The sequence below is a fragment of the Pseudomonas cichorii genome, from assembly GCF_018343775.1.
GTDB lineage: Bacteria > Pseudomonadota > Gammaproteobacteria > Pseudomonadales > Pseudomonadaceae > Aquipseudomonas > Aquipseudomonas cichorii.
In genome coordinates this window covers 4,042,030-4,064,411 of record NZ_CP074349.1, presented here as the reverse complement: position 1 = coordinate 4,064,411, position 22,382 = coordinate 4,042,030, and the positions used below count along the sequence as shown (strand labels likewise).

At 59.3% G+C, this 22,382-nt stretch carries 19 protein-coding genes; 5 read left to right on the top strand and 14 right to left on the bottom strand.

Annotation, left to right across the window (positions count from 1 at the left end; translation table 11 throughout):
* Window positions 1-21: 21 nt before the first annotated feature.
* Window positions 22-1,062: a WD40/YVTN/BNR-like repeat-containing protein gene (locus tag KGD89_RS16930; RefSeq protein WP_025260959.1), complete on the top strand. Its 1,041-nt coding sequence runs from the start codon at window positions 22-24 to the stop codon at window positions 1,060-1,062.
* Between the two features lie 27 nt (window positions 1,063-1,089).
* On the top strand, window positions 1,090-3,483 hold the full coding sequence (locus KGD89_RS16925; RefSeq protein WP_025260958.1) for an efflux RND transporter permease subunit: 2,394 nt from the start codon (window positions 1,090-1,092) through the stop codon (window positions 3,481-3,483).
* Between the two features lie 43 nt (window positions 3,484-3,526).
* Here KGD89_RS16925 and KGD89_RS16920 read toward each other — a convergent pair whose 3' ends face one another.
* Window positions 3,527-4,243 carry a FadR/GntR family transcriptional regulator gene (locus KGD89_RS16920; protein WP_025260957.1) on the bottom strand — a complete coding sequence of 239 codons (717 nt, stop codon included), beginning with the start codon at window positions 4,241-4,243 and terminating at the stop codon, window positions 3,527-3,529.
* 99 nt (window positions 4,244-4,342) lie between these two features.
* Window positions 4,343-6,085: an IlvD/Edd family dehydratase gene (locus tag KGD89_RS16915; protein ID WP_025260956.1), complete on the bottom strand. Its 1,743-nt coding sequence runs from the start codon at window positions 6,083-6,085 to the stop codon at window positions 4,343-4,345.
* A gap of 156 nt (window positions 6,086-6,241) precedes the next feature.
* On the opposite strand from KGD89_RS16915, the gene KGD89_RS16910 reads away from it, so the two are divergent.
* On the top strand, window positions 6,242-7,558 hold the full coding sequence (locus tag KGD89_RS16910) for an MFS transporter (protein ID WP_025260955.1): 1,317 nt from the start codon (window positions 6,242-6,244) through the stop codon (window positions 7,556-7,558).
* A gap of 12 nt (window positions 7,559-7,570) precedes the next feature.
* Window positions 7,571-8,563, top strand: a complete 993-nt coding sequence (gene araD1, locus KGD89_RS16905; RefSeq protein ID WP_025260954.1) for an AraD1 family protein — start codon at window positions 7,571-7,573, stop codon at window positions 8,561-8,563.
* Here the strand turns inward: araD1 and KGD89_RS16900 are convergent, their stop codons facing one another.
* The 12 genes from KGD89_RS16900 to pobA form a co-directional block, all read right to left on the bottom strand.
* Window positions 8,564-9,340 carry a DeoR/GlpR family DNA-binding transcription regulator gene (locus KGD89_RS16900; protein WP_025260953.1) on the bottom strand — a complete coding sequence of 259 codons (777 nt, stop codon included), beginning with the start codon at window positions 9,338-9,340 and terminating at the stop codon, window positions 8,564-8,566. It lies immediately after the preceding gene.
* A gap of 36 nt (window positions 9,341-9,376) precedes the next feature.
* Window positions 9,377-10,063: an SDR family NAD(P)-dependent oxidoreductase gene (locus tag KGD89_RS16895; RefSeq protein WP_025260952.1), complete on the bottom strand. Its 687-nt coding sequence runs from the start codon at window positions 10,061-10,063 to the stop codon at window positions 9,377-9,379.
* 48 nt (window positions 10,064-10,111) lie between these two features.
* Window positions 10,112-11,236, bottom strand: a complete 1,125-nt coding sequence (locus tag KGD89_RS16890; protein ID WP_025260951.1) for a sialidase family protein — start codon at window positions 11,234-11,236, stop codon at window positions 10,112-10,114.
* Window positions 11,223-12,638: a sodium:solute symporter family protein gene (locus tag KGD89_RS16885; protein WP_025260950.1), complete on the bottom strand. Its 1,416-nt coding sequence runs from the start codon at window positions 12,636-12,638 to the stop codon at window positions 11,223-11,225. The genes KGD89_RS16890 and KGD89_RS16885 overlap by 14 nt, the downstream gene beginning before the upstream one ends.
* Before the next feature lie 55 nt (window positions 12,639-12,693).
* Window positions 12,694-13,716: a 4-hydroxythreonine-4-phosphate dehydrogenase PdxA gene (gene pdxA, locus KGD89_RS16880; protein WP_025260949.1), complete on the bottom strand. Its 1,023-nt coding sequence runs from the start codon at window positions 13,714-13,716 to the stop codon at window positions 12,694-12,696.
* Window positions 13,709-14,974 carry a four-carbon acid sugar kinase family protein gene (locus KGD89_RS16875; RefSeq protein ID WP_025260948.1) on the bottom strand — a complete coding sequence of 422 codons (1,266 nt, stop codon included), beginning with the start codon at window positions 14,972-14,974 and terminating at the stop codon, window positions 13,709-13,711. The genes pdxA and KGD89_RS16875 overlap by 8 nt, the downstream gene beginning before the upstream one ends.
* Window positions 14,971-16,140, bottom strand: coding sequence for an iron-containing alcohol dehydrogenase (locus tag KGD89_RS16870; RefSeq protein ID WP_025260947.1), 1,170 nt, complete (start codon window positions 16,138-16,140; stop codon window positions 14,971-14,973). The genes KGD89_RS16875 and KGD89_RS16870 overlap by 4 nt, the downstream gene beginning before the upstream one ends.
* Window positions 16,141-16,155: 15 nt before the next feature.
* Window positions 16,156-17,028, bottom strand: a complete 873-nt coding sequence (gene dapA / locus KGD89_RS16865; protein ID WP_025260946.1) for a 4-hydroxy-tetrahydrodipicolinate synthase — start codon at window positions 17,026-17,028, stop codon at window positions 16,156-16,158.
* A 160-nt stretch (window positions 17,029-17,188) separates the two neighbouring features.
* Window positions 17,189-17,443, bottom strand: a complete 255-nt coding sequence (locus KGD89_RS16860) for a hypothetical protein (RefSeq protein ID WP_143008700.1) — start codon at window positions 17,441-17,443, stop codon at window positions 17,189-17,191.
* Window positions 17,444-18,532: a Bd3614 family nucleic acid deaminase gene (locus tag KGD89_RS16855; protein ID WP_025260944.1), complete on the bottom strand. Its 1,089-nt coding sequence runs from the start codon at window positions 18,530-18,532 to the stop codon at window positions 17,444-17,446.
* 136 nt (window positions 18,533-18,668) lie between these two features.
* On the bottom strand, window positions 18,669-19,997 hold the full coding sequence (locus tag KGD89_RS16850) for an MFS transporter (RefSeq protein WP_025260943.1): 1,329 nt from the start codon (window positions 19,995-19,997) through the stop codon (window positions 18,669-18,671).
* Window positions 19,998-20,141: 144 nt separating this feature from the next.
* On the bottom strand, window positions 20,142-21,326 hold the full coding sequence (gene pobA / locus KGD89_RS16845; protein WP_025260942.1) for a 4-hydroxybenzoate 3-monooxygenase: 1,185 nt from the start codon (window positions 21,324-21,326) through the stop codon (window positions 20,142-20,144).
* 152 nt (window positions 21,327-21,478) lie between these two features.
* On the opposite strand from pobA, the gene KGD89_RS16840 reads away from it, so the two are divergent.
* Window positions 21,479-22,348: a helix-turn-helix domain-containing protein gene (locus tag KGD89_RS16840; protein WP_025260941.1), complete on the top strand. Its 870-nt coding sequence runs from the start codon at window positions 21,479-21,481 to the stop codon at window positions 22,346-22,348.
* The last annotated feature ends 34 nt before the right edge of the window (window positions 22,349-22,382 follow it).

Here is a 22,382-nt window from a genome sequence, read left to right as displayed (position 1 = left end):
TAACAATAACGGGAGAAGTCCATGAGTGAGCCCTTCATCCGGCGCACCCGATCATCCGCGGGCCTGTCCCTGGCGCTTTGCATTGCGCTTCTGACATCAGCAACTGTTTCACAGGCCGCTTCCGATCCTGCAAAACCTTCCGCAGACGCTACCTATTCCATCGAATCCACCAAGGCCTCACGTGGTTTGTTGCTGGACGTGGCCCATGCCGGTCCGCGGTTGGTGGTGGTTGGCGATCACGGCCATATTCTCTATTCCGACGATCAGGGCAAGAGCTGGGTGCAGGCTAAAGTGCCGACCCGCCAATTGCTGACGGCGGTGTACTTTGTCGATGAACAGCACGGCTGGGCTGTCGGCCATGATGCCCAGGTACTTGCCACCACCGATGGCGGCAAGACCTGGAGCAAGCAGTTCGAGGACCTCAAGCGCGAGGCGCCTTTGCTGGATGTCTGGTTCAAGGACCTGAATAACGGTTTTGCCGTAGGGGCCTATGGCGCATTGTTGACCACCACCGATGGCGGCAAGCAGTGGGAAGATGTCAGCGACCTGCTCGATAACGAAGATCAGTTTCATCTCAACAGCATCGCTCAGGTCAAGGACGCCGGCCTGTTCATTGTCGGTGAAGCGGGCAGCATGTTCCGTTCCGGCGATGACGGCCAGAGCTGGGAAAAGCTCGAAGGCCCTTATCAAGGCTCATTGTTCGGTGTGACCGGCACTGCCCAGCCCTCGACGCTATTGGCCTATGGCCTGCGGGGCAATCTGTTTCGCTCCACCGATTTTGGCGATACGTGGGAAACCATCTCCCTGAATGCAGCCCGCGGGCCGCTGGAGTTCGGTCTGGCCAATGCCACCTTGCTGGCCGATGGTTCGCTGATTCTGGTGGGCAATGGCGGCAGCGTCATGCGCAGCACCGATGATGGCCAGATTTTCGAGATATTCAACCGCCCCGACCGTATTTCACTGGCCGGCGTGACCACCAATGACCGAGGCAATCTGATTCTGGTAGGGCAGGGAGGCGTGCGCGTCGCCTCGCCTACGGGTGCCGAGACGACCCAACAATAAGAACCTTCAGGGCGGGGACATTCAGGCATGACCAACCTTCATCACGAACAGCAGCATAAAGGCGAAAAGGCAACTTTCCTTGAACGCCTGATCTTCAACAATCGCCCGACAGTGATCCTGCTGTGTCTGCTGACCAGCATCTTTCTGTTCTGGCAGGCCCTGCAGGTTCGGCCGTCCACCAGTTTCGAGAAAATGATCCCGCTGGATCATCCGTTCATCCAGAACATGATGGCGCACCGCAATGACCTGGCGAACCTGGGCAATACCGTGCGCATTTCCGTCGAAGCACTGGATGGCGACATCTTCTCCAAGGGCTACATGGAAACCCTGCGCGAGATCAACGACGAGGTGTTCTACATCTCCGGCGTGGACCGCTCGGGCCTCAAGTCGCTGTGGAGCCCCAGCGTTCGCTGGACCGAAGTGACCGAAGAGGGCTTTGCCGGTGGCGAAGTCATCCCCCAGAGCTATGACGGCTCGGACAAGAGCCTCGATCAGTTGCGCAATAACGTGCTCAAGTCCGGGCAGGTAGGGCGGCTGGTCGCCAACGACTTCAAGTCCAGCATCATCGATGTGCCGCTGATGGAGTCCTACCCGGACCCGGCGGATCAGGGCAAGTTGCTTGCACTGGATTACCAGCAGTTCTCCCATCAGCTCGAAGAAAAGATCCGCGACAAGTATCAGGCGCAGAACCCGAACATCAAGATTCACATCGTCGGTTTCGCCAAGAAGGTCGGTGACCTGATCGACGGCCTGTTCATGGTGGTGATGTTCTTCGGCGTTGCCTTTGTCATTACACTGGTCTTGCTGATCTGGTTCACGCGCTGCATCCGCAGCACCATCGCGGTATTGAGTACCACGCTGATTGCCGTGATCTGGCAGCTCGGGTTGATGCATGTGGTGGGCTTCGGCATCGACCCGTATTCGATGCTGGTACCGTTCCTGATTTTTGCCATCGGTATTTCCCATGGCGTGCAGAAGATCAACGGTATCGCGCTGCAATCCAGCGATGCGGACAATGCCCTGACCGCTGCGCGCCGGACGTTTCGCCAGTTGTTCCTGCCGGGGATGATTGCGATTCTGGCCGATGCCGTGGGCTTCATTACCTTGCTGATCATCGATATCGGCGTGATCCGCGAACTGGCCATCGGCGCTTCCATCGGTGTGGCAGTGATCGTGTTCACCAACCTGATTCTGCTGCCGGTGGCGATTTCCTATGTCGGTATCAGCAAGAGAGCAGTGGTGCGCAGCAAGCAGGATGCGGTGTCCGAGCATCCGTTCTGGCGTCTGCTGTCGAACTTCGCCAGCCCGAAAGTCGCTCCGGTTTCCATCGTCCTGGCGCTGCTGGCCTTTGGTGGCGGCCTCTGGTACAGCCAGAACCTGAAGATCGGCGACCTGGATCAGGGCGCTCCCGAGCTGCGCCCCGACTCGCGCTATAACCAGGACAACAATTTCATCATCAGCCACTACTCCACCAGTTCGGACGTGCTGGTGGTGATGGTCAAGACTCCGCGTGAGGGCTGCTCGGCCTATCCAACCATGTCGGCCATCAATGAGCTGGCCTGGAAGATGGAAAACACACCGGGCGTGCAGTCGGCCATCTCTCTGGTGACTGTGTCCAAGCAGGTCATCAAGGGTATGAACGAGGGCAACCTGAAATGGGAATCCCTGTCGCGCAACAAGGACGTGCTCAACAGCTCCATCGCCCGCGCCGACGGCCTGTATAACAACGATTGCTCTCTGGCACCGCTGCTGGTGTTCCTCAACGATCACAAGGCCGAAACCCTGGACCGCGCCGTGCATGCGGTGCAGGACTTCGCCAAGGAGAACAACACGCCGGACCTGCAATTCCTGCTGGCAGCCGGTAATGCCGGGATCGAGGCCGCGACCAACGAAGTGATCAAGCAGTCCGAGCTGATTATCCTGATCCTGGTTTATATCTGTGTCGCGGCCATGTGCATGATCACCTTCCGTTCCTGGGCGGCGACGCTGTGTATCGTCCTGCCACTGGTACTGACCTCGGTGCTGGGTAACGCGCTGATGGCGTTCATGGGGATTGGCGTGAAGGTCGCGACCTTGCCGGTGGTGGCGCTGGGTGTGGGGATCGGTGTCGATTACGGCATTTATATCTACAGCCGCCTGGAGAGTTTCCTGCGTGCAGGCTTGCCATTGCAGGAAGCCTATTACGAAACCCTCAAGTCCACAGGCAAGGCCGTGCTGTTCACAGGCCTGTGCCTGGCGATTGGGGTCTGCACCTGGATCTTCTCGGCGATCAAGTTCCAGGCGGACATGGGCCTGATGCTGACCTTCATGTTGCTGTGGAACATGTTCGGCGCGCTCTGGCTGCTGCCAGCGCTGGCGCGGTTCCTGATCAAACCGGAGAAAATGGCCGGGAAGGTGGGGAATTCGCTGTTTTCACATTGAGCCTTTTCGCGAATAAATTCGCTCCCACAGGATGGGAGCGAATTTATTCGGGAACCCCCAACACCACACTCAATGCATTCCTCGCATCATCCAGCTGCACCAGCGTTGCATGCCGGGCGCCGAGGGCGTCGCGGTTCTGGATGGCGGTGAGAATCGCCTTGTGTCGCGGCAGCGCCAGTTCATGCAGGTTGGGGCGTTTGTTGGAGTGTTTGAGGGCTTCACGCAATGCCAGCGACAGCATGTTGCACAGATGGGCCAGCAGATCGTTGTGGGTCGCATCGGCGATGCGGCTGTGGAAGTCCAGGTCCGGCTGCAGCAAGGCTTCAGGCGTCGGGGCATCTTCCATGCGCTGGTAGGCTTCGCCGATGGAAGCAATTTCCTCATCGGTGGCATGTTGCGCAGCCAAAGCTGCCACTGCGGGTTCGATCACTGCCCGTACGTTGGTCAGCAGATTGAAGAACTCGTTCTGCGGTGAACTCTGCATGACCCAATGCAACACATCCGGGTCGAGCAGGTGCCATTCGCGACGTGCCTTGACCACCGTCCCGACCCGCGGGCGTGAATACACCAGCCCTTTGGCGACCAATACCCGTGTGGCTTCACGCAACACCGGACGGCTGACGGCGTACTCCTCGCAGAGCAGGGCTTCGGCAGGCAGCTTGTCATCAGGTTTGAAACGGCCGGAAACGATCTGCATGCCCAGTTCCTGGACAATACGCGAGTGCATGCTTTTACGGTCGGAGGGCTTTCGGTAATCCATGGGAGCGCAAATCGATCCTGGCAGTGATGCCGCGCATCATAACATTGCACAACATCGAGGGCGGGAGCCGTACCTATGGCTTCCCGCCATTATCGTCACTTAATGTGAGTGACGGGGCACTTCGGCACCTCGGCAACCGACCAGAAAATCAAAATCGCAACCCTGATCGGCCTGCATTACCCGGTCGACATAGAGTTGGCGATAGCCGCCAGCCAGCAGTTGCTGAGGTGCCTGCCAGTCGGCCAGTCGTGCTTGCAGTTCTGCATCCGGAATATCCAGATGCAGTCGCCCGTTGGCACAGTCGAGTTCGATCCAGTCGCCTTCCTGCACCACCGCCAACGGTCCGCCTGCTGCCGCTTCCGGTGCCACATGCAACACCACCGTGCCGTAGGCAGTGCCGCTCATGCGTGCATCGGAAATCCGCACCATGTCTGTCACGCCCTGGGCCAGCAGTTTGGCTGGCAAGCCCATGTTGCCCACTTCTGCCATGCCCGGATAACCCTTGGGGCCGCAGTTCTTGAGGACCATCACCGAGCTGGCATCAATGTCCAGATCCAGATCGTTGATGCGCGACTTGTACATCTCGAAATTCTCGAACACCACGGCCCGGCCACGATGCTGCATCAGCGCAGGCGTGGCCGCCGAAGGCTTGAGCACCGCACCCAGCGGCGCGAGGTTGCCGCGCAGGACGCAGATGCCGCCATCGGCGCGAATAGGGTTATCCAGTGCGCGGATGACTTGGTCTTCGCCATAGATCGGCGCATTGCGGGTGTTTTCGCCGATGCTCTTGCCATTGACGGTCAATGCATCGGGGTTGGGCAGCAGGCTGGCTTCGTTCATGCGCCGCAATACGGCGGGCAGGCCGCCCGAATAGTAGAACTCTTCCATCAGAAAGCGCCCGGACGGCTGAAGGTCGACGATGGTCGGCATGCCGCGACCGATGCGGGTCCAGTCATCGAGTTCCAGGTCCACACCGATGCGACCGGCGATGGCTTTGAGGTGGATGACGGCGTTGGTCGAGCCGCCAATGGCGGCATTGACCCGGATCGCGTTCTCGAACGCCGCTTTAGTGAGGATCTTCGACAGGCGCAGGTCTTCGCGAACCATGTCCACGGCGCGCATGCCGGACATATGCGCCAGCACGTAACGGCGTGAGTCCACGGCCGGAATGGCGGCGTTGTGGGGCAGGGAAGTGCCCAGCGCTTCGGCCATGCAAGCCATGGTCGAGGCCGTGCCCATGGTGTTGCAGGTGCCTGCCGAGCGGGACATGCCGGCTTCTGCGGACAGGAACTCGTCCAGGCCGATCTGTCCGGCCTTATAGGACTCATGCATTTGCCAGACGATGGTCCCGGCACCGATGTCCTTGCCTTGATGCTTGCCATTAAGCATCGGTCCGCCGGTGACGACGATGGCGGGTACGTCGCAACTGGCGGCACCCATCAGCAGGGCGGGCGTAGTCTTGTCGCAGCCGGTCAGCAGCACCACGCCATCGATGGGGTTGCCGCGAATCGCTTCTTCGACATCCATGCTGGCCAGGTTGCGGGTAAACATCGCGGTAGGGCGCAGGTTGGATTCGCCGTTGGAGAACACCGGGAATTCAACAGGCCAGCCACCTGCCTCGATCACGCCGCGTTTGACGTGCTCGGCAATCGTGCGGAAGTGAGCGTTGCAGGGTGTCAGCTCCGACCAGGTGTTGCAGATGCCGATAATGGGTTTGCCCTGAAACTGGTGATCGGCAATGCCCTGATTCTTCATCCAACTGCGGTACATGAAGCCGTTCTTGTCGGCAGTACCAAACCATTGGGCAGAACGCAGGGTCGTTTTTTTATCGGAATCAGACATGGTCGGCTCTCTTATTGTAAGACTTAATTGCTTTTGTTTCGGCTAAGGTAAGCCTAAATATCCATCATTGGAAGAGTTGTCAGTCTAAATAGTAATACTATATAGTCGAGCGGCAAACGAGGTTCCATAACAAAAACAAAATGGAGACCGACCCCCATGAGCCAGGAAACCGGGCTTATACGTCGCATCACCCTGAAGTTGATTCCCTTCCTGATCCTGCTGTACCTGATCGCTTATGTGGACCGCTCGGCCGTGGGCTTTGCCAAGCTGCACATGGGTGCAGATATCGGCATCGGCGATGCCGCCTACGGGCTGGGCGCCGGTCTGTTTTTCATCGGCTACTTTCTGTTCGAGATCCCCAGCAATCTGATGCTGGAGCGCTTCGGTGCACGTCGCTGGTTCGCCCGGATCATGATCACCTGGGGCGCGATCACCATCGGCATGGCATTCGTGCAGGGGCCTTACAGTTTCTATGTGATGCGCTTTTTGCTGGGCGCGGCGGAAGCGGGGTTCTTTCCCGGCGTGCTGTACTACATCACCCAATGGTTCCCGGTGCGCCATCGCGGCAAGATCCTCGGGTTCTTCATCCTTTCGCAACCCATTGCCATGATGATTACCGGGCCGGTGTCCGGCGGGCTGCTGGGCATGGATGGCATTCTCGGGCTGCATGGCTGGCAGTGGCTGTTCATCGTCATCGGTGCGCCAGCGGTCCTGTTGACCTGGCCGGTGCTGCGCTGGCTGCCGGATGGGCCGCAGCAGGTTTCATGGATGAATCAGGCCGAGAAAGACTGGCTGACCGGTGAGCTGAACAACGATCTGCAAACCTATGGCCAGACCCGCCATGGCAATCCATTGCACGCCCTCAAGGACAAGCGGGTGTTGCTGCTGGCGCTGTTCTATCTGCCGGTGACCCTGAGCATCTATGGCCTTGGCCTGTGGCTGCCGACCCTGATCAAGCAGTTCGGTGGCAGCGACCTGACCACCGGTTTCGTTTCCTCGGTGCCTTACATCTTCGGAATCATCGGCCTGCTGATCGTGCCTCGCAGTTCCGATCGCCTCAACGACCGCTACGGACACCTGGCTGTGCTCTATGTGCTGGGCGCCATCGGCCTGTTCTGCAGTGCCTGGCTGACCTTGCCTGCAGCACAACTGGCGGCGTTGTGTCTGGTGGCGTTTTCGCTGTTTTCCTGCACGGCGGTCTTCTGGGCCCTGCCGGGCCGTTTCTTTGCCGGTGCCAGTGCGGCGGCCGGTATCGCGTTGATCAACTCGGTGGGCAATCTGGGCGGCTACATCGGCCCGTTCGTCATCGGGACCCTGAAAGAACTCACCGGCAGCCTGGCCTCGGGTCTCTACTTCCTGTCAGGCGTCATGGTGTTCGGGCTGGTGCTGACCGGCATTGTCTATCGCGTACTGGAGCGCAGGCATGTGTTGCCTGAGTCCGAGTTCTCGGCAAGCGCTTCAACCCATCGTTGAAAGGAGAGTTTCATGCGGCTGATACAGTTCGAGTTGAGTCATGGCCAGCGCCGGGTCGGTCTGGTGGACGGTGACCGGGTACGTGAAGTGCCGGGTGTCGACAGTGTTCGCGAGCTGGCCTTGAAGGCTATCGAAGCGGGCTCCAGCCTGGCGCATCAGGTGGATCTGCTGGGGCTTGGCAACGACCATGATTATGCGCAACTGCTGCGCGAGGTCCGGGTCTTACCGCCGCTGGATCATCCCGATCCTGCGCACATGCTGGTCAGCGGCACCGGCCTGACCCATCTGGGCAGCGCTTCGGCCCGGGACAAGATGCATCAGCAGGCCGGTGACGAAGCGTCGATGACCGACACCATGCGCATCTTCAAATGGGGTGTCGAAGGTGGCAAGCCGCAGGCCGGTCAGGCGGGCGTGCAGCCGGAATGGTTCTACAAGGGCGATGGCAGCATTGTGGTGCGTCCGGGAGCGTCCTTCAGGCTGCCGCCGTTTGCCGAAGATGGTGGCGAGGAGCCGGAGTTGAGCGGCTTGTATGTGATCGGTCACGACCGCAAGCCTTATCGATTGGGCTTTGCCATTGGCAACGAGTTTTCCGATCACGTGATGGAGCGCCGCAATTATCTGTATCTGGCTCACTCCAAGCTGCGGGCCTGCTCGTTCGGGCCGGAACTGCGGGTCGGCGATCTGCCGCAGAATCTGGTGGGCACCAGCCGTGTCTGGCGTGATGGCGCGGTGTTGTGGGAAAAGGAATTCCTCAGCGGCGAGGCCAATATGTGCCACAGCCTGGAAAATCTCGAATACCACCACTTCAAATACAGCCAGTTCCTGCGGCCGGGGGATGTGCATATCCACTTCTTCGGCACGGCGACCCTGTCCTTTGCCGATGGCATTCGCACTCAACCGGGGGATCGTTTCGAGATCAGTCAGCCTGAGTTCGGACAGTCGCTGGTCAACGGGCTCGAAGCGAGCGAGGCGGTGTTCGCGCCCGGTGGTATCGGCACGCTTTGATCAGGCCTTTTGCGGGTACGCAATTTCCACGTGAATCGACTTGCGGGCCATGAACGGTGCCAGCAGTGATTCATCGTCCACCGGGTTGGTGATCAGCGTCCAGGGCTGGCGCAGCGGTGTCCAGTGCTGCTGGCGGGCGCGGCCCAGCTTGGTGGAGTCGGCCAGCACGAAGATCTGTGCGGCGCGGGCCAGCATGTTTTCCTTGAGGTAGGCCTGCTCGGCGCTGGCTTCGCATAACCCCAGATCCGCCACCACACCATCGGCGCTGACAAAGAGTTTGTCGGCGCTCAGGTGTTCCAGCGCGGCCTGTGCGGCCACACCATAAGTCGACATGCTGGACGGGCGCAACGTGCCGCCCAGCACCGTGACCCGGCCTTCGGGAATCAGCGCCAGATCGCTCAATGCCGTCAGGTTATTGGTGATGACATGCAGGCCACGCCGCTGAGTGAGAACGTGGGCCAGCGCGCTGGTGCTGGTGCCGCCTTCCAGGAACAGGGTGTCGTGATCGTTGATATGCGCCAGCGCTGCCAGGGCGATGTCCATCTTCTCCTGGCTGTGCTGACGGCTGCGTTCTTCAATCGTGGTTTCCGGTTCACGCTGGCCAATGTGCGCAGCACCGCCGTAGGTGCGGATGATCAGGCCGTCTTCGGCCAGTGCTGTCAGGTCGCGCCGCACGGTGGCTTCCGAAACGCCGAGTTGGGCACACAGTTCATCGACGTTGGATTTTCCGGAGAGAACCAGTTCGAGTATCGATTGGCGACGATTGGCGACTTTCATTCAAGCTCTTCTAACGCAGGAAAACGAGGTGCAACCTTACAACGACGCACCGCCGCATACCACCAGGCTTTGACCGGTGATGGCGCCTGCGTCCGGGCCGAGCAAGAAGGCCGTCAGCCCGGCAATTTCGTGGGGCTGTACAAAACGGCCAAGTGGCGGCTTGTTGGGCGGTGTTGCGCTGCGTGCCGGGTCCAGCAGCATTGGGGTTTCGGTGGCTCCGGGGGCAATGAGATTGACGGTGATTCCCCTTGGTGCCAGTTCGATGGCCCATGAGCGGACCATGCCTTGCAGCGCGGCCTTGGTCGCGGCGTACTGGCTGCGACCGGCGGCGCCCTGCATGGTGCGACTGCCGATCATGACCAGACGGGCGCCGGGTTTGAGTCGCGGGTAAAGCGCATTGACCATATGGCTGGCGGCGGCCACATGCAGATGCCACATGGCCTGGCCATCGGCATCGTTCAGTTGCCCCAGCGGTGCAGTGCGCATGAAGCCTGCGGCATGCACCAGTGCGTCGATCTGCGCGGTCTGTTCCAGGGCCTTGTCCAGAGCGCTGAAGTCATTGAGGTCGCATTCGATCCAGGTGAAGTTCGGGTGTTGCAGGTCGGGCGCGCGACGGCTCAGGCCGGTGACGTGCACACCCTGTTCAAGCAGGCGCACGACGATGGCCTGACCGATGCCGGAGCTGGCGCCGGTCACAAGTACGGATTCTATCGGGTCGGGCATATTCAGGGCTTCCGAAGGTGCGCCTGCTCGCTGGCCGGCGCAGGACTTTCAGCGAATGGCATTGAGCGGCAGATGCACGTGCTTGATCTTCTGCCGGAAGTAAGTGAACGCGATATGCAGGCTACCATCGGCGGCCTGGATGATGCTGGGATAGGAGAACTCGCGGTTGAGTTTTTCCTGTGAGTTGTTGGTCAGGCAGAAACCGTCACCCAGTTCGATATCCAGGCGGGTCGGCCAGCTATGGCCACCGTCGCGGGAAATGGCCAGGCTCATCGGTGCACGGGGAATGCCCCAGATGGCGGCCTTGCCATCGCTGCGGGCACTCGGCGTTACCCGGTCGTCGCCCTCGTCCTCGATCTCGTCGTACAGCGAGGCACGGCGCTGGCTGTGACCTTCGGCACTGACCGGGTTGTAGACCAGTGCCAGTTCATCGGTGGCCAGTCTGACGAACTGGATCGACGAATTGTTATTGGGCAGTTCGGTCGGGACCGGCGCGCTCCAGGTCCGGCCACGGTCGTTCGAGCGGCTGCTGTAGATGAAGTCCGCCCAGCGGCTGCGAAACAGCCCGAGCAACGTGCCGTCCGGTAACGGGTGGACGTTCATGTGTACGCTGCCGGTGCTGTCCGGTACGTCATGACGCGACCAGGTGACGCCTTGGTCGCTGGAGATCATCACGGCGCTGACGTCATGGTTGCCAACCCACTTTTCACCCGGCCCTGTGATGCAGTACCAGACCGGCAGCACCCAGTCGCCGTTGTCCAGCACGGCAGGGGGCTGGCGCACGAAGGTGCCGGCTTCGTCGAACAGCGTTTCGATGGCGCCCCAGGTCTTGCCCTGGTCCAGCGACAGGCGACGGCGGATGATCGCCGTCTCCTGATTGCCGGAAACCTGTGCGGTCCAGATCAGCCAGAGTGGCCCGTTGGGCGCCTGGAACAGGATCGGGTTCTGCTCGGAACGGGTCGAGTCTTCGGACAGCTTTTGCGGTTCGCCCCACACACCGGTTTGCGGGTCGCGGCGCGACAGCAGGACAAAGATGTCGGCCATGCCTTCCTGAGTGCCGGCAAACCAGGTACAGAGCAGCGTACCGTCGGCCAGTTCATGCAGGTTGGCGGCATGGTTCTGGGCGTAGGGTGTCGGCAGGAAGGCGTCCTGGCGAATGTCAGTGGTTGGCATTGGAAACCTCGGCGTCTTGGCGTTTGGCCTGAGCGGATTTAGGCAGCAGATGTTCGATGGCAATCACGATGGCCGGTGTCACCAGTGCGATGTACATGTTGTCGATGCCATATGGGTTGTTCAACAGATACCAGGTGCTGGTGGTGATGGCCGAAGCGATCAGGCCCAGCGTCGCACCACGGCCCGAGCCGAAGAACGGCAGGTAGATGGCGACCATGGCAACCACTGCAATCGACAGGCGCAGGGCGCGGGTGAAGAACGACAGGTTAAGGATTTCCGGTACGAAGAACACGAAGAACAGGGGCACGAAGCCGATCACCAGAGCAATCAGGCGTGTGGTCTTGAACTCCTGGTCCACAGAGGGCTTGCGCCATGGCACGTAGAAGTCGCGCACCACCAGCGAAGCAATGGCCAGGGCCACGGTGCTGACGCTGACGAAAATCGAAGCCACCAGAGAAATGGTGACGATACCTGCCATCACCGGGCTCATCGATTGCAGGAATACCGGCAGGGCGTAGAGGCTGCTCATGTCCGGGTGCAGGTATTTGGAAGCAACCCCGATGAAGCCCAGCGCCAGCGCGATAGGAATGCACAGCAGCGATGCATAGAACGTCGAGCGACGTGCGGCATCCGGGTTCTGGGTGGAAGAAATCGCCTGAATGATGAACTGGGTGGAGAAAATCGCACCGACGGTCCCGATGATCCACGCCATGATTTTCGAGCCGCCGATGGTGCCGTCCCAGGTGAAGTAGTGCTCCGGCATGTTCTGGATCACCGGCGTGAAACCTCCGGTCATGTGCAAGGCCACGCCCAGCACGATCATCACCCCGATGTATTTCACGGCGGTGTGCAGGATGCTCATGTAGGCCACGCTCTTGAGGCCGCCGAACACGTAGTAGAGGGTGCTGATGATTGCGGTGATGAAGGCCGCAGTAGTGAGGTTGATCTTGAGCACTGTGGCGATGGCGGCTGCACCGCTGACATAGTTGCCGACGTTCACCAGTAGCAGCGCGTAGATCATGATGATCGACACCGCGAGCTTGGTGGACGTGCCGTATTTCTTGGCGATGAAGCCGGAGATGGTGAACTCTCCGGAGCTGTACAGCTTGCGGGCCATCAACAGCCCGAACAGCGGGAAGCCGATGGCGGCGGCAATCACCGACCATGAAGCAGCAAAGCCGCTTTCAAAGGCTGCCTGTGCGGTACCGACCGTGGATTTGGCGCCGATGAATTCGGACATCATCAGAATGCCGACGATGATGGCAGGCATGGTCCTGGCAGCGACCATGTATTGCTCGCTGGTCTTGCTGCGCATGCGCATGCTCATCCAGGTCGTGATTGCGATGTAGACGATCACCATGCCGACGATGATCGAGGTGTCTTGTGCGTTGAAGGTATCCATCGGTATCGCTCCATTATTGTTTTTTTGGCGCGTTATGGGTGCCGCACGTCTTTGCTCAGACGGCGATGGAATTGCGGGTGTCGCGTTTACGGGTGGCCAGTTCCACGGCCTGGCGCAGGGCTTCGATCAGGCTGCGCTCGTCGGCAATGCCTTTGCCGGCGATGTCGAAAGCGGTGCCGTGATCCACCGAGGTCCGGATCACCGGCAGGCCGATGGTGACGTTGACGCCGGCTTCCAGCCCCATGACCTTGACCGGGCCATGGCCCTGATCGTGATACATAGCGACCACGGCATCGAAGTCACCGCGACCGGCGCGGAAGAACAGCGTGTCGGCCGGCAGCGGGCCTTCGACACGCCAGCCGCGTGCGCGCAATTCGTCGATGGCGGGCTGGATCTTGGTGGCTTCTTCGCCGTAACCGAACAGGCCGTTTTCACCGGCATGGGGGTTGATGCCGCACACCGCGATCAGCGGGTTTTCGATACCGGCCCGTACTAGGGTTTCCCGGGCGCGTTCGATGGTGCGCTTGACCAGACCCGGTTCGATCCGTGCGATGGCGTCGATGATGCCGATGTGGGTGGTGACGTGAATGACCCGCAGAATGGGGGTCATCAGCATCATCGACACTTCTTCCACGCCCAGCAGGTGCGCGAGCATTTCGGTGTGGCCGGGGAAGATATGCCCGCCCGCATGCAGCGCTTCCTTGTTCAGCGGTGCGGTGCAGATGGCATCCAGTTCACCGGCTTCGGTGAGTTGCACGGTGCGTTCGATATAGCGAAAGGCGGCATCACCGGCGATGGGCGACAACTTGCCGTAAGGCAGGTCGGCGGGGATCAGGCCCAGATCGATGCAGTCCACCACGCCCTGGGCAAAACGCGCCTGCGCCGGGCTGTTGATGCTGTTGACGCGCAGGTTGCTGCCGACGATCCGACTGGCGTCTTCAAGGCGCTTGGCGTCGCCGATCACCAGCGGACGGCAGGTTTCGTATACCGAGGCGTGGGTCAGGGTTTTCATGATGATTTCAGGGCCCACCCCGGCGGCGTCGCCCATGGTGATACCAATGACAGGACGTTCAGACATAGGGAGCTTCCTCTTTGAAAGGTGTGCCGGTCGGAGCCGGTTCGTGCAACTGTCGCCAGGCCGCGAGAAAGGTGTCGGGTTCGCCAAAGCCGCCAGCCTTGGTGACTACATTGAGAGTGCGTGGGCCAAGTCGGGCCTGGGACAGCACGACGCCGGTGGCCAGTTCGCCCAGCAGGATCATGTGATCGATACCGGCCTCCACCAGAATCGCCCGTGCGGTTTCACCACCGGTGGCGATCAGCGAACCGGCATGGGGCAAGGCCGGTGCCAGCCACTTGGCCAGTGCGTTGCTCAAGGCTGCGGCGTGTGTCGGGTTGCGTTGTTGCTGATCCAGCCGTACCAGCACGTCATGTCCGGCGCTCAACTGGTCTTTCAACTGTTGGTGCAGTGCATCGCGTTCGGTCTGGGCGCTGCTGTCGAGCAAGGTGCCCGGAGCAATCGTCAGGCTGTATTGCGGGCTGGATTGCGCCAGCGTATCGGCCTGTAACTGGGAGTGCTGGGACATGCTGCCGACCACGGTCAATACGGGAGAGCAGGGCGAAACCTTGATGGGACTGGCCGCTGGCAGACCCAATGCCTCAGGCAGATGCCGGGCAAGACCTGCCGAACCGACCCAGAACAGTTCCTGATGCCACGGGGCCGAGGCTTCAGCCAGCGTTTGCAAGTCGCTGTCCAGCTCGGCATCGCAGACCAGAGCCTGCACGCCGTTTTCCAGCGCTGTGCGCAGGGCCTGTTTCAGGGCATCACTGTCGCGGATCTCGTCCAGGCCCAGCCATTGCGTACGCAAGCCCTGCTTGAGCAGCAGCTCCAGCAGGTTGCTGGTGCCTTGCAGGTTCTCGTTGCGCCACACATCGCTTTGATCCACCGGCACGCCATCGATCAACTGCACGCCCTGGCTGGTGGTGCGCTTCATGTCCGGGAAGGCCGGCGCCACCAGTGCCATGCCGCGCACCGATTGCAGCGCGTCGATTTCGCTGGCGACATTGCCGCGCAGGGTCGAGTCGATTTTCTTGTACAGCGCCATCGCCGTCGCATGCTGCTGACGCAGCACGGCATGGTGCTGTTCGGCGGCTTGCAGAGGTGCAAGGCGACGGGAGTCCACGTCGATTGCAACGACACCCGTGCCAGCCACGTGCGCGCCGGCATGCTTCAGCACCACGCGGGTATCGATGCGTGCTGCAAAGTCCGCTGCACAGTCGGCGGCTCCCGACAGATCGTCAGCGAGTATCAGCAGGCCGGGAAAGTCGGCGCGAATCATGGCAGCAGGCACCGGTACAACTGCTGGATGTCGTCCAGGCTCAAGACCTTGGGATTGTTGGTCATCAGGCGGGTGACTTTGGAGGCCGCTACTGCCATGTCCGGCAAATGCTCTTCAGCCACGCCGAAATCACGCAGGTTCTGGGGAATGTTCAGCACTTGGGTCCACTGGCGAATCTGCTCGATCAACTTGTGGGCTGCGGCTTCGTTGCTGTCGTCATGGCTGGCCAGACCGCATGTCAGCGCGGCGCGCTTGAGGCGTTCGGCGCAACTGTCCAGGTTGAAGGCCATGACATGGGGTAGCAGCATGGCGTTGGCCACGCCATGGGTGACGTGGAACTTGCCGCCCAGTGGATACGCCAGCGCATGCACGGCTGCGGTTCCGGCGGCGGTCAGGGCCAGGCCGCCATACATCGAGCCCAGCAGCATATCGCCGCGTGCCCGTATCGATTCCGGTTGCTGATAGGACTCGACAATGCTCCCCGCAATCAGGCGCATGGATTCCAGCGCAAAGGCATCGCTGATGGGGTTGGCCTTGGTGGAAATGAAGGATTCCAGCGAGTGGGTGAAGGCATCCATCCCGGTGGCGGCGGTGATCGGGCGTGGCAGGCTCAGGGTCAAGAGCGGGTCGAGCACCACCAGCGTCGGCAGCAGATGGCGGCTCACTACGCCGATCTTCAATTCTTCATCGGGCAAGGTGACGATGGCGTTGGGCGTGACTTCCGAGCCTGTACCCGACGTGGTCGGCACCAGCACCATGGGTTTGCCGGGGTGCGTGACCTTGTCGATGCCCAGCAGATCCTTGAGCGGTGTGTCGTTGGTCAGCATCACGGCGAACAGCTTGGCCGCATCCAGCACGCTGCCACCACCAATGGCGATCAGTGCATCGGGGGCGTGCGGTGCAACGTCTTCCCGAAACACGCGCTCGATGTTTTCCAGCGTCGGTTCGATCTCGACGTTATCGAGCATATGCACGGCGATGTTGCGGGCCTTGATTTGCTCGGTGATGCGCTGGGTCACGCCCAGGTTGTGCATGGCATTCTGGGTGACCAGCACCACGGTTTTGACCGGGACGTCGAGCAGCGGCAGCTTTTCAGTGAGCAGATCGAGGCTGCCGGGGCCGTGAACCACATGCTTTACGGTCTGGAAGTGATAAGTGGCGGACATGGGATTACCTCCGGCTTAGCGGTAGACGGCCAGCAGGCCTTGGAGTTTTTCCAGTGCGGCGGCATCCAGCGGCTGGACCGGCGAGCGGCAGGGGCCGACGGGCACATTGAGCAGTTGGGTCGCGGTTTTCAGCACCACAGGCATGGTGCCCAGCGCGAACGCATCGCGAAGTGGACGAAGGGCTTCCTGGGCGGCGCGGGCGGCTTCGTGATTACCCGACTGGAAGTTGTTCCAGATCGACATGACCACATCCGGTACCGCGTTGGCGGTGGCAGCGATAGCACCATCGCCACCGGCCAGCAGGTTCCAGTAGATCAACGAGTCGGTGCCCGCAAACACGGCGAAGTCGTCGCTGCGGTATTTCATCATCTGAACCAGTGCATCGAAGTTGCCGGCGCTGTCCTTGATGCCTTTGATTTTCGGGTGCTGGCTGAGGGTGGCCACGGCACCGATACCGATGGACATGCCGGTCTTGGCCGGAATGTTGTACATCATCAGCGGCAACTCGGAGGCATCGGCAATGGCGGTGTAGTGCTTGATGAGTTCGGACTGGCTGATGGCATTGAAGTACGGCGTGATGATGGACAGGGCGTCTGCGCCCACATCGATCATTTTTTTGTTCAGTTCGATCACTTCATGGGTAGCAAAGGCACCGGTGCCTACGACTACAGGCACACGCCCGGCTGCCGCTTCAACGGTAATACGGGCGATTTTCAGTTTTTCGGATTCGGAGAGAGTGAAGAACTCGCCATTGGTGCCCAGCACGAAAAGCCCATGTACACCGGCTTGCAGAAGGTTTTCGATCAGGCCGCGAAGGGCTTGCTCATCGAGTTGCTGATCATCGGTAAAGGGCGTGACCAGAGCTGGAATGATGCCGCGAAATTGCATGGCCATAGTCTCGTTTTATTGTTAGTGGCTCGATAGTGATTGAATCAATCATTTGTGGCAAGAGGTTTTGATCGTTTTTTTCAAAATGCGGGGTATGGAGAGGGGAGGAGAGAGGGCAGATGGCGTGCAGGCGATTGAGCAATCGCCTGCACGCAGAGGCTTAGCGAATCAGGCCGCTGGTTTTGATTTTTTCGATCATGGCAATGCCGCGTTTCAGGATTTCGTTCTCGCCGGGGTCTCCCACACCAGCATCCAGGAGTTCCTGGAGACTCGTGAGGTTATAGCTGAAGAGTTGTGTGGGGGACTTGTTAGTGTTAAGAAACTGGGTGATTGGCTTATTGTCTTTTGTATATTCTGAAGTGAGCCAGTCTGCAGCAGTAGGAGAATTTCCTTTTTCGTTATAGAAATTCTGCATTCATCTCGCATGCGCTGTAGGATTGTTCTCTTTTGTAATATTTTTAAGATAGACAACAGGCTTTTGAATGATGGGCATCATGGTGGTCATACGTTGTACGGAACCATTCTTACCCTGCTTGAGTGTGTTGTTATCAATGTTCGGGTCCATATGTCCAACGACAACAGGTGTATTGACGCTCAACGTGGTAATTAAACCCGAGCACATATGGCAAGGTTCCAGCGTTGAATAAATACGTACATCTTTGGGTAGTTGGGTTGTATTATTCTGGGTCAAATAGGCGAGGATCATTGAGGTTTCGGCATGGAAGCAGCCATTCAGGCCGTTAATGTTGACTCCCCAGCCAAGAATGAGGTCTGTGTTGCTCACCATAATGGCGGCAACGTTATGGCCGTGCGGTAGTGGAGACTTCAGATCGCCTTTCTTTTTCCTCTGAGCCGGCAGGGCTGCTCCAGCCAATGCATAAGCGATTTTCATCCATAGCCGATCCTTGTTGTTTTGCTCTGTAACGACGCTGCCTGTCTGGATCGGTATGCTGGTAGCTATGCGCGTGAGCAGAGTGGTTTCATCGCCTTCTTTCACTCGCGTATTATAAATATCGATACATCCTTTGCTGCTAGCTCTGATTTCTTTTGCCTTATCGCTAAGCGTTGCATGTTCCAATAGAGCATGCCATTGATCAAGCAGTGGTTGCGTCGCAGGGAATGTATTGAGCGTGTTCAGATCTCTGCCATATAGAGAGGAAGAAATGACGAAGGCTGCTGTCTTTTCCAATGCCTTAGGGGCGTCAATCGTTTTTTCTTTGATCGCAATACTCCATGGAATAAAGTTTATTGCATAAATAATCTTTCGCAATCCTTTATGCCAGGCTAGACCTTGGCACATATCTGTCGGCGTGTAGGTGGCGAAAATTGTGCCTTTGGGAGATGAATGATTGTGCAGCATGTTTACAATCGGCTCTTCATATCCCTTGTCACCTTTGACTCCTTTGGCAATGATCTTTTCTTTCGATACCAGATAGGCAAGATCCTTTCCTGTCTGGGCTTTTTCCCTCAATGCCAACAGCAAAATGTAACGAGACACATCCATTCAAGCTCTCCAGATCATGAGATGAGCACACCGGACGAAACTGTTTGATTCTACATAGCCATTAGTTCTTGGGTGGATCGGGGCTGAAAATAAAAAGCCAGACACGAGGTCTGGCTTTTGGTATTGCGGCCAGGGATTACGCAGCGGCTGCCGCCTTGGTCGCTGACTGACGGCTGATTCGCAGGGCTACCAGGCTGCCGACGATGGTCAGGCCTGCCAGGGAGTACAGCGCCATGGTGGTGGAGCCGGTCTGGTCCTTGATCCAGCCCACCAGATACGGGCTGAGAAAGCCCGCCATCTGGCCGATGGAGTTGATCAGTGCCAGCCCGGCTACGGCGACGCTGGCGTTGAGCAGGGCGGTGGGCAGTGGCCAGAACATCGGCAGGCCGGTGAGGGCGCCCATGGTGGCGATGGTCAGGCCAAGAATCGCGATGACTGGCACGGTGGCGAAGTTGGCGGCGATGATCAGGCCCAGGGCGCCCATCAGCATCGGCACGACCAGGTGCCAGCGTCGTTCATTGCGCAGATCCGCCGAGCGGCCCACCAGAATCATGAACACGCCGGCCATGAGATAAGGCACGGCGCTGATCCAGCCGATCACCAGTGCATCGCTGAAGCCCAGGTTCTTGATGATCGACGGCAGCCAGAAGTTGATCGCGTACACGCCGCTCTGGATGCAGAAGTAGATAAAGCCCAGCACCCAGATGAACGGCATGGTCAGTACCGAAAGAGGGGAGGCCTTTTCACTGATCACCGGGCGGCTGAGTTCATCGGTGGTGATGTCGGCCTTGACCCGCTGACGTTGCTCGGGTGTCAGCCAGGGTGCATCTTCGACCTTGTCGCACAGCAACCGGAACGCCAACAGGCCCAGCACGACCGTTGGCAGGCCCTGAATCAGGAACATCCACTGCCAGCCCGCCATGCCGCCTTGACCCGCGGCGAAGTGGTTGAGAATCCAGCCGGAGAACGGGCCGCCCAGCAGGCCGGATACCGGAATGGCGGACATGAACAGTGCCATGATCCGACCGCGTCGCTGGTTGGGGTACCAGCGCGAGAGATAGAGCACGATGCCGGGGAAGAAGCCGGCTTCGGCCATGCCGGTCAGGAAGCGCAGTACATAAAACTCCATCGGAGTGGTGACGAACAGCAGGCAGGTGGAGAACGTGCCCCAGGTGATCATCATCAGGCCGATCCAGCGCCGTGGCCCGAAACGGTTGAGCGCCAGGTTGCTGGGCAGGCCACACAGTACGTAGCCAATGAAGAAGATCCCGGCTCCCAGGCCGTAGACGGTTTCGCTGAAGTTCAGGGCATCGAGCATCTGCAGCTTGGCAAAGCCGACGTTGACCCGATCCAGGTAGTTGAACAGGTAGCAGATAAAGATAAAGGGTATGAGGCGCAGGGTGATGCGACGGTAGACATGATTGCCTTCGACGTCGCCAGCATCCCGAATCGATGGGTTGGGCATGGCGGTGAATCCTCGGAGCTTGTTGTTTTTATACTGCGTACAGCTGATCCCGATCTTATGGGGCTGACAACAAAAACTCTTTGGCGATTTGCACTGCCATGCCGGGTGGTTGTTGTGAAATTGCACAACGCAGGAGCGAATTCATTATTCGATTGCTTCGTAAGGCAATCCCACATAGTTTTCGGCGATGGTCCTTCGGCCTGACTCCGAGCCCACGTAGTAATCCAGCTCAGTCTGCTGAAGCCGCTGGCTGAAATCATCGGTGCCGGGAAAACTGTGCAGGATTGAGGTCATCCACCAGGAAAATCGCTCGGCTTTCCAGACCCGGCGCAGGCAGATCTGTGAATATTTTTCCAGCAGGTCGGTGCGACCTTCCTTGTAGACCTTGAGCAGGATCCGGTACAGCGTGTTGACATCACTGGCGGCCAGGTTCAGGCCTTTGGCACCGGTCGGCGGGACGATATGGGCGGCGTCGCCCAGCAGGAAGAGGCGACCGTACTGCATGGGTTCCACGACAAAACTGCGCAGCGGTGCGATGCTTTTTTCAATGGAAGGACCGGTGACCAGCCGCTCGGCCAGGTGATCGGGAAGCCGGGTTTTCAATTCGTCCCAGAAGCGCTCATCCGACCAGTCCTCGACCTTTTCATCTGCGCTGACCTGCACGTAATACCGGGTGCGAGTGGCCGAACGCATGCTGCACAGGGCAAAGCCGCGTGGATGGTTGGCGTACACCAGTTCTTCGTTGACCGGTGGCGTATCGGCCAGTACGCCGAGCCAGCCAAAGGGATAGACGCGCTCGAAGACTTTCAGGCTGTCAGCGGGAATGGATTGCCGGGAAACCCCATGGAATCCGTCGCAGCCTGCAATGTAATCGCAGTCCAGACGCTGCGTCTGGCCGTTCTGGCTGAAGGTCACGTAAGGTCGGTCGGTTTTCAGGTCGTGGAGCTGGACGTCTTCAGCGTCATAGAGGGTCATGGCACCGGCTTGCGAGCGAGCCTGCATCAGGTCGCGGGTGACTTCGGTCTGGCCGTAGACCATGACGGTCTTGCCATCGGCCAGGGCCTTGAGGTCGATACGCTCGCAACGCCCATCGAAAGCCAGCTCGAAACCATCATGAATCAGCCCCTGGGCATCCATGCGTTCACCAGCGCCGGCTTCGCGCAGCAGATCGACCATGCCTTGCTCCAGCACCCCGGCGCGGATACGGGAAAGGATGTAGTCGGGATTCTTGCGTTCGATGATGACGTTATCGATACCGGCACGTTGCAGCAGTTGGCCCAGCAGCAGCCCGGACGGGCCTGAGCCGATGATTGCGACTTGGGTTTTCATTATTGTTTTCCTGTCATGTGTCCCTGCCAGTCGATGACCGGCGGGATGTCTTTGTTTTTGTCTCCTGTATTTTTAATGGATGCTCATGGCATAAGAAGGCACTATTCAGCGCATTATCTGGACTTTTCAAGGATTACCCACAGGAGCCGGTCATGCCCAGAACAGCGCTTGCCGCGATTCCGGTTTTCAAGCTCTATGGCGAGACGGCTGCCTGGCCCACGCCGGATCTGATCCATTGCGAGTCGATTCCCGAACGCAGCAGGATCCATGAATGGGAGATCAAGCCCCATCGACACAGTGATCTGGTGCAGTTGCTGTATGTGCAATCGGGACGGGCAGTGTTGAAGGTGGAGGAGGCGGTCCATGAGGTCGACACGCCCTCGTTGCTGGTGGTCCCGGCGCTGAGCGTCCACACCTTCAAGTTCAGCGAAGACATTCAGGGCCATATCCTCAGCCTGGCCAGGCCTTTGGTGGAGCAACTGGAGGCGGCACTGGACGATCCGGTGTCGGGTTCGGCTCACTGCCATTCGCTTGGGGCTGACAGTCATTACGTGGACACCCTGTTCAGCGCGATTGCGGCAGAGTACCGACAGCATCGTCCCGGACGTGACCTGATGCTGCAGTCATTGATCAATGTGCTGATGGTCTGGCTGAGTCGGCGCAGCAACGAGCACGCGCTTCAGGATATTCAGGTGCCTGATCGCGGGCGCGAGCATTTGCAGGCGTTCATGCATCAACTGGAATCGAGTTTTCGCGAGCATTGGTCGATTGAGCGACATGCGCAGAAAATGGGCATCAGCGCCGCACATCTCAATGCCCTCTGTCGCCGCCTGTGCGACCAGTCGGCCTTGCAGATCATCAACCAGCGATTGCTGCTGGAGGCCAGGCGCAGCCTGGTTTACACCACCATGACCATCAATCAGGTGTCCGACAGCCTGGGGTTCTCAGAGCCTGCTTATTTCTCGCGTTTCTTCAAGCGTGCGACGGGGCTGTCGCCCAGGCAGTTTCGTATTCAGCGTTAAAAAAAACGGGGCGCTTTGCAGCCACCCCGTCTGA